Genomic DNA, 7,007 nt, shown 5'->3' with positions numbered 1-7,007 from the left:
GCTCACGGAGATGCTATGCTCCTGCCAGAGCCAGTGCACCAGATCGACGAGCCGCCAACGCACCACGCCGTCGAGATAGGGAACGGGACCTTTCTAGATCGCCGTGACAAGCGCCTTGCGTTGCTTGTCGTTCAGCAGCGGATCACGGCCCTTGGCCTTTCCGGTCTTCAGACCGTCTGGGCCGTCTCGATTGAAACGCTCAACCCAGTCCCGAATGATCTGCAAACCAACCCCGCCCATCGAGGCTGCCTGGCTGCGAGAACCGCCATCGTAAATGACCGACAAAGCAAGCAACCGGCGGGACCAAGCCGCATCCCGGCAATCGCGCGCCAACTGCCGCAAGTCCGCCGCCGTGTAGTCACGACGAATATCAAGCGCTGCTCCCATGGCGAAATCTCCTTCCGCCATGTTGAATCATGATTTGCGCGAAAACGGAATCCCGTGAGTCAATTTCATCGAGCGTCGGTATAATGCCTTTTGAGCGTTCCAAAACTGCGATGCTTTCCGCTTCCTTTCCTTTTTCAGCAAGGAAAATCCACCGCAAAACTATAGCGAAATGGTTCGGTTTGGAGGCTTCGGATCAGCTCAGTGGCGGATGCTAAGAAGTTGTACAAACAAGATCAGCACAGCTCAGATTGACGCCAGTTTTAGTGGAAACAATTTCGACTCTTTATAGGTGCAAATAAATCGAGATTAGACAGTCATTCGCGATGGGTTGTCTCAACGGGATCTTATCTGTAATGCTGCCATCATAAGAATTGCGGGAAATGCGAGGCAGTATGAGTGTTGTCGAAAACGCAAGCAGACGAATGCTGATAAGTCGATTGCCAAGTCGTAGATATAGTACTCATTCATTTAACTTCCTTGCCTTGACAAAAGCACTTTCGCGTTGGGGTCTCTATGGATATGTGGTGCGCGAGTTAATAGGCGGGCCACTGAGATATTACGCAAGCTCGGCGGGGGTCGGATTGGTAAATTACATACCTCCCGCCTTCACATGCATATCTCTTTTTGTATATATATACTACTCGTTTCTCACGGGTAGAATGTGCAAATCTATACTGCTTTTTCTCATATTTTTAATTATTTTTTCCGCGTATATCCCGTTTACATTGATAACCTTGCCGCAGGCGCTGTTTGGAATATACATACTTATTCCAATCATTAACGGTATGCTTTTATACAGCCTCGGAGATTTCAGGAGCATTGAGCGGTATGCATTTGTATTTTGGACTATTGCAGTTGCAGGTGTTTTCATAAACTCCGTCTACACCTTACCTTGGGCTGGGGGTAGCTACGAAATACTTGGAATCCAGCGCGAGATTGCGCGTGATTGGGAATATGAAGGCTATTCGCGAATTGCAGGATTCGGAAGATCAAGTTTTGCGACCGCAAATATTATTCTGGTTTACATGATAATTATAACGGCATCGAAATTGCATGGGAATATTATAAAGGTATCGGCCACCGTAATTTCTTTTATTTCCATCTATCTAACCACCACAAAAACAACGTTTATAGTCCTGGCGAGCCTACCATTGTTCATGATCTCTATCTCGATCGTAAACAGACTTCTTCCGAGATTAACGTATATATATGTTGTTTTGAGTTTGTCCGTAATGATTGCTATTATGACGGCATTGCCGATATTTTCCCAAACATTTGATGTGAATTCGCAATCATCCTTCGGAATATTTTCCTTCGAATCGCTCAGCGTGCGCTTGAAAATTGTTTGGCCCTATACGTTTCAGGTCCTGTCCCATGGCGGAAATTTGCTCTTTGGCCGAGGACTTGGCGGCGTCGGCGTACCTCAACAGATCTTCGAAGAGGATTACTTTACATTTGCTGACAATTTGTTTCTATATATTCTTTTGTCATTCGGAATTTTCGGTATTACCTTCGTATACATTGGATTTGTTAAGGGATATAAGGAACTCCTATCCAAACGGCCGCGACATGCATACCTAGTATATCTTTTTAGCGTTTACATAATCGGGACAGGTATGACCAGCAACACCATTGAAGGGCCCATGCAGGCGATTTTGATCGGGGTGATTCTGGCGAAGGCCGTCAATACGGGGAATCTTTTACAAAGGGTTCCGAAATAAGTTTCGCATTCACATGCCAATTCTCGTCCTCCTCCCTTTGGGGATCATCAGCGGCAAATTCTAGTTCATCGTAGCTGCCGGTTGGCTTAAATTGCGCGTTCGCTCCTTCCGCGTTGAGATCAGATCAGATCAGTACAGGGCGGCCTGACCTGCGGCCTTCACCGTATACTTATACCAGCGAGCGCCGTGTCAGACTCTCCGAGGGATTCCAATTTTGCGACGAATCTGAATCGATGGTGCAAACTGGAGGTTTGCGATGGGTTCAGCGATTTCATTGTGGTCTGATTTCGACGGTGTCGTGCTTCGACAACTGGCTCGACGGACAAAAGACGCTAATCAAGCTCGGCGATTGCTGACCCTTGCAGCGATCTATGACGGCGCTGCGCGTTTGGACGCGGCCAAGATGGGGAGCGTGACGGTTCAGATCGTCCGCGATTGGGTCGTGCGTTTCAATGAGCGCGGCCCGCCGGCCTTATCAATGGGAAGGCTCCGGGCCATCCTTCGAAGTTAAGCGACAGCCAGCGCCAGGCTCTGACAAAGCTGGTCGAAAGTGGCCCCATTCCAGCGGTCCACGGTGTGGTTCGTTGGCGGCGCAAGGATCTCGTGCAATGGATATTCCAGGAGTTTCGGATTTCCATCGATGAAACGACTGTTGGGCGAGAATTGAAGGCACTGGGCTTTGCCAAGCTTTCGGCTCGCCCGCGTCACTATGCTCAGAACGAGTTGGAAGGTGACGTTTTTAAAAAGACTTCCCCGCCGCTCTGGTAGAGATCAGGCAGAAACAGCCGCCAGGTACGGACATCGAAATCTGGTGGGCCGACGAAGCCAGAATAGGGCAGAAGAACAAGATCACTCGGCGATGGGCGCGGCGAGGAACCCGACCATCCGCACCACACGATCAGCGAACGATGTGGGCATACATCTTCGGGGCGATCTGCCCGAAGAAAGGAAAAGGTGCCGGTCTCGTCCTGCCGTATTGCGACACGGGGGCAATGCAGGAGCATCTCGGCGAGATCAGCCAGGCCGTTGATCCTGGTGCCCATGCCGTGCTCATGCTCGATCAGGCCGGGTGGCATGTGACACCGAAATTGAAAGTTCCTGCCTGATGTTCTTGCCGCCAAGATCGCCTGAATTAAACCCCGTCGAGAACGTTTGGCAATTTATGAGGGACAACTGGCTGTCGAACCGCATCTTCAAAGACTACCACGACATCGTCGAACATTGCTGCGCCGCATGGAACAAGCTGATTGATCACCCTGGAAAATTATGTCCATCGGTCTGCGCGATTGGGCTCATCGGTCATGATCAGTGCTCGCTGGTATTACCTGATCCCAACCAAGGGCGCATCGTCCAATAGTTCATCGCAGCGCTTTTGCGCTTTTCACCCGACGCAGAAAGGTCGCCCCCTTTGGGCAGAAGCGAGAAAGCGGCATTCCGAATGCGCCCTCTGTGGCCGTTTCATAGATCAATCCAGGAGCATGATGATTCACAAGCTGGAGGACAGCTTCTTCTGCCGCGTTGCTGTAGAGACGAATTTTTCCGTGACGTAATTCGATGGCGAGAAGCCGAGACTCACCGTCGTAATAGACGGACCGAACGACACGCGATTTGAGGTCGGCTTTCCATATGCCGTTCGGTTGGAGCGCAAGTTCGGTCATAGCGCAAAGCTTCCATACTCCACGGAGAACGCAACCGAAAGATATAGGTATGGTTAGCCAGTAAGCTTAACACACCGCCGCTCGTGCGATCAAAACGCACCAGACCTCGCCTTAATGGATTGCCGGCCTGCCGACGGATGTGTAGGCGAAGCCATGCTTGGCGATTTCGTCGCGACGGTGGATGTTCCTGAGGTCGACGAGCAGCGGCGCCTTCATGATTGACTTCAATCGCGCAAAGTCCAGCGCGCGGAACTGGTTCCATTCGGTGACGATAACGACGGCGTCCGCGCCCTTGGCAGCGTCTGGATGATCGAGGTCTCGAGGCTGTCGCGCATGTCGTCGGTGTTCGGCTTGCAGGTGAGGCCGAGCACGGCGATCGTCTAGCCGCGGACTTCGCCCCGAGCGCCGAAATCACCTTGCGACTCATGGCGCGCTTGCGGTTGTGGTTGATGGAGATTGTCGTCCCGATCAGACGCACGGAGCTGTCATAGTCCTGGACGGTCTTGCCAAGGACGCCGGATCGGCAGGATGGGATCAGCACTAATTTAAAACCAGGCTGCGGGTATCGCTCTCAACGCGCTTATACCTACAGCAAAGCTTCGCATTTCTACCCCGCCACTATACCTGGAGGGCGTGGGGTACCGGATTTCAGCCAAAGTTCATAAATAACTGCTAGTGATACCGAGGTAGGCGGCACAACGATCGGCATTCCATCACCCGAACCTATTTGCAGAGCGATTATGAAGTGGGAACTACTGGATACACGGCTCATTCTGAAGATCAAATATTATCCCGCAGAACAAAAACTCAAGGCTCATTTGAGGACTGGGCATACAGAAATCTATGCGCCGATCTCAGAGGCAAGGTACCAAGAACTTAAGGGCAGTCGTGTTCCGCACGATATTGATACGTTCTTTTCGAACATGGTCAGACCCAGCAAAGTATCGAGACGCCCTACAATCAGATATAGAGCACGTCGTATCGCTCGGTCTCTGGCGTTTGCAATTGTCGTGGTCGGGATTTTGGCCCTATTCGGGTTGTGGAATTCTGGTTTGCTTTACACTTATTTCGCGGGCTTGTCCTCTGTCCACAGTTAAGAAGAGAGCCCATCAGCATTTTCGGGTTTGGGGCTGGTGTCATCTCGTTGGCCATGAGCCCTTGACCACTTTATGAGTAAAAGTGAAAAGGTATTTCGGCTATTGTCTGTTGCCATCTTCGCAATGTTTGGGGTCAATTTGCGAGCTAATCTTTTGTTGTGTGCAAGAATGCAATACCACAGTCGCGGCATGGGTTGCACCGTTTGTCATTATCCTTGGTGATCCGCGTTGTGAAAATATGTATTAACTGGGGCGGTTGAGTATTCGAATTCTTCAGGCAACTCTGATAATTGCTGCGTCGGGGGGACAAGTGCCCTTCGGGGATCATCGAGTGGACGGTATATGAACAAAAACATTTTGAAGCCGATCGGCTGCATTGCCTTTGCTGCGATGTTGTTGTCGGGATGTACTTACCTGCCGCGCTCCGACCCCGATGAAAAGCCATCGACAACCATGCCGCCGTCAAGGTCACCACCAAGGACCGCAAGGCCGGCATCGAGATTCAATCAGAGATCTCAATTGATGATTTGAATATCCTCGGAGGTTAATCATAACCGAAGAGGAAAAGGACAGGCCGATTGAACTAAATAGTTTCGTCGTGTAGTTCTTTACTTAACATTAACTAATTCTTTGGATGGAGACCACCGATGGCAAAATTTGAGAAGGCGCGCAATGCCGGCCTCGGAGCTGCTTTGGCCGCCGCTATTGTATCTTTTGGCGCAACGGGTGCATTTGCCCAGGCCGCTTCTCCTGCAGCGACTGCTCCTGCCGCACCCGCGGCTGCTCCTGCACCTGCCGCGCCGACGACTGCGGCCGCTGCGCCGGCTGCCGGTGGCGCCTGCTTCCAGGCCCCGGCCGCGTTGAGCCCCGACGAGGTGGCCTCGTTCCTCAACAATCCTCCGGCGCTGCTGGCAACCTATCCGACAGGCGGCTTGCCGCTTGCCACTCGCGCCCGCGCCCTGGCTGGTTCGAGCAGCAACTCGATTGATGCCTTGATTGCGCTTGCCAATGCTGCGACCAAGGATCAGAAGGCCGCGATTGGCGCTGGACTTGCCCGCGCGGCCCGCGCCTGCGTTGCATCCAACCCGCAATATGCCGCCGAAATCCAGCAGAAGGTTGCAGCTTCCAACCTGGCCGACGTGGTGACCGCATTCCTGGCCGCCTCGAACGACGTTCAGACCGCTGCCCTCGGTGGGGCTGGTGCGGGGGGCGGAGCCGGCGGTGGAGCAGGTGGTATCGGCGGCGGCGGCGCGACGAACGGCGGTTCCGGTGCGACAGCCGGAGACGCTGCAACGGGGACGAATGCGCCGGCCGGATTCAACGGCGGCGGTGGTGGATCGACCAACCGATCCTCAACCACCCAGAACTTTTCAACATTCGTGACGTCGCCGAGTGTCAGCCCCTCAGGGGTGTGATATCGAGTGATCGTAAGATCTGACCGCAAATAAATTGCGAGGACATATGCTATCACCCGACAAAGTTTCGAGAACCGATGGGCAATGGGATGACGACGCTTCGGGGGAGCTGATAGATTTTGAGAGGTTGATAGCTGTCGCAAGGCGCCAATGGCGCATCGTTGCGGCCGCTGCCGCGGTGTTTTTCGCTCTTGGCCTGATCTATGTTTTTACTGCTACTCCACAGTATACAGCGACAGCGAATATTTTAATCGATAAGGGCAACAGCGATGTTGCAAATCAGCTTTCGAGCTTGAGCGTTGGGGAATTTACCGACGATGACCCCTCCATCCTCAGCCAAGTCGAATTGATCAAATCCGATGCGATAGCGCTAGCGGTGGTTGACAAGCTAAAGCTTCTCGACAACCCCGTTTTCAATGCGCAGTCGCAATCGGTGTTCCATTTTTTAAAGGGTTTCCTTGATTTCAGGGGATGGTTCGCCGATGGCGACATAGCGGCCGAGACTGATGATGAAAGACGGGAAGACGCAGTCGTGGCGCTCAATGCTAACATGTCTGTCGACAGGGTTGGGCGCACCTATGTACTCTCCGTCAGCTATACGTCACCATCGCCTGACCTCGCAGCGCGGATTGATGGTGCGATCGCCGATGCCTATCTCGTCGACAAGCTTAATTCCAAATATGATGCGACGCGTCGCGCAAGCGACTGGCTCCAGGCCCGCATTGAGGA

At 52.6% G+C, this 7,007-nt stretch carries 5 protein-coding genes and 2 pseudogenes; 4 read left to right on the top strand and 3 right to left on the bottom strand.

The features are described from left to right. Positions 1–93: 93 nt before the first annotated feature. Positions 94–387, bottom strand: a complete 294-nt coding sequence (locus EV561_RS36645; protein WP_165928059.1) for a helix-turn-helix domain-containing protein — start codon at positions 385–387, stop codon at positions 94–96. Between the two features lie 392 nt (positions 388–779). On the opposite strand from EV561_RS36645, the gene EV561_RS36640 reads away from it, so the two are divergent. Together EV561_RS36640 and EV561_RS36635 are read left to right on the top strand one after the other, a co-directional pair. Further along, entirely contained in the window at positions 780–2,108 is a 1,329-nt protein-coding gene (locus EV561_RS36640; RefSeq protein WP_132528732.1) for an O-antigen ligase family protein, read from the top strand. Between the two features lie 256 nt (positions 2,109–2,364). Then, a pseudogene (locus tag EV561_RS36635) lies at positions 2,365–3,413 on the top strand (IS630 family transposase). A 53-nt stretch (positions 3,414–3,466) separates the two neighbouring features. Here EV561_RS36635 and EV561_RS36630 read toward each other — a convergent pair. Beyond that, positions 3,467–3,766: a KTSC domain-containing protein gene (locus EV561_RS36630; protein ID WP_132528731.1), complete on the bottom strand. Its 300-nt coding sequence runs from the start codon at positions 3,764–3,766 to the stop codon at positions 3,467–3,469. A 111-nt stretch (positions 3,767–3,877) separates the two neighbouring features. Further along, a pseudogene (locus EV561_RS36625) lies at positions 3,878–4,277 on the bottom strand (UDP binding domain-containing protein); the annotation flags it as partial. A gap of 1,233 nt (positions 4,278–5,510) precedes the next feature. Here EV561_RS36625 and EV561_RS36615 point away from each other — a divergent pair. Next, positions 5,511–6,278 carry a hypothetical protein gene (locus EV561_RS36615; protein ID WP_165928058.1) on the top strand — a complete coding sequence of 256 codons (768 nt, stop codon included), beginning with the start codon at positions 5,511–5,513 and terminating at the stop codon, positions 6,276–6,278. 46 nt (positions 6,279–6,324) lie between these two features. Next, on the top strand, positions 6,325–7,007 hold a 683-nt coding region (locus EV561_RS36610; RefSeq protein WP_245513281.1), incomplete at its 3' end, for a Wzz/FepE/Etk N-terminal domain-containing protein.

Source organism: Rhizobium sp. BK376 (assembly GCF_004341625.1).
Taxonomy (GTDB): Bacteria; Pseudomonadota; Alphaproteobacteria; order Rhizobiales; family Rhizobiaceae; genus Rhizobium.
Note: the sequence above shows the minus strand (reverse complement) of the source record. Positions and strands in the feature narration are given on the sequence as shown.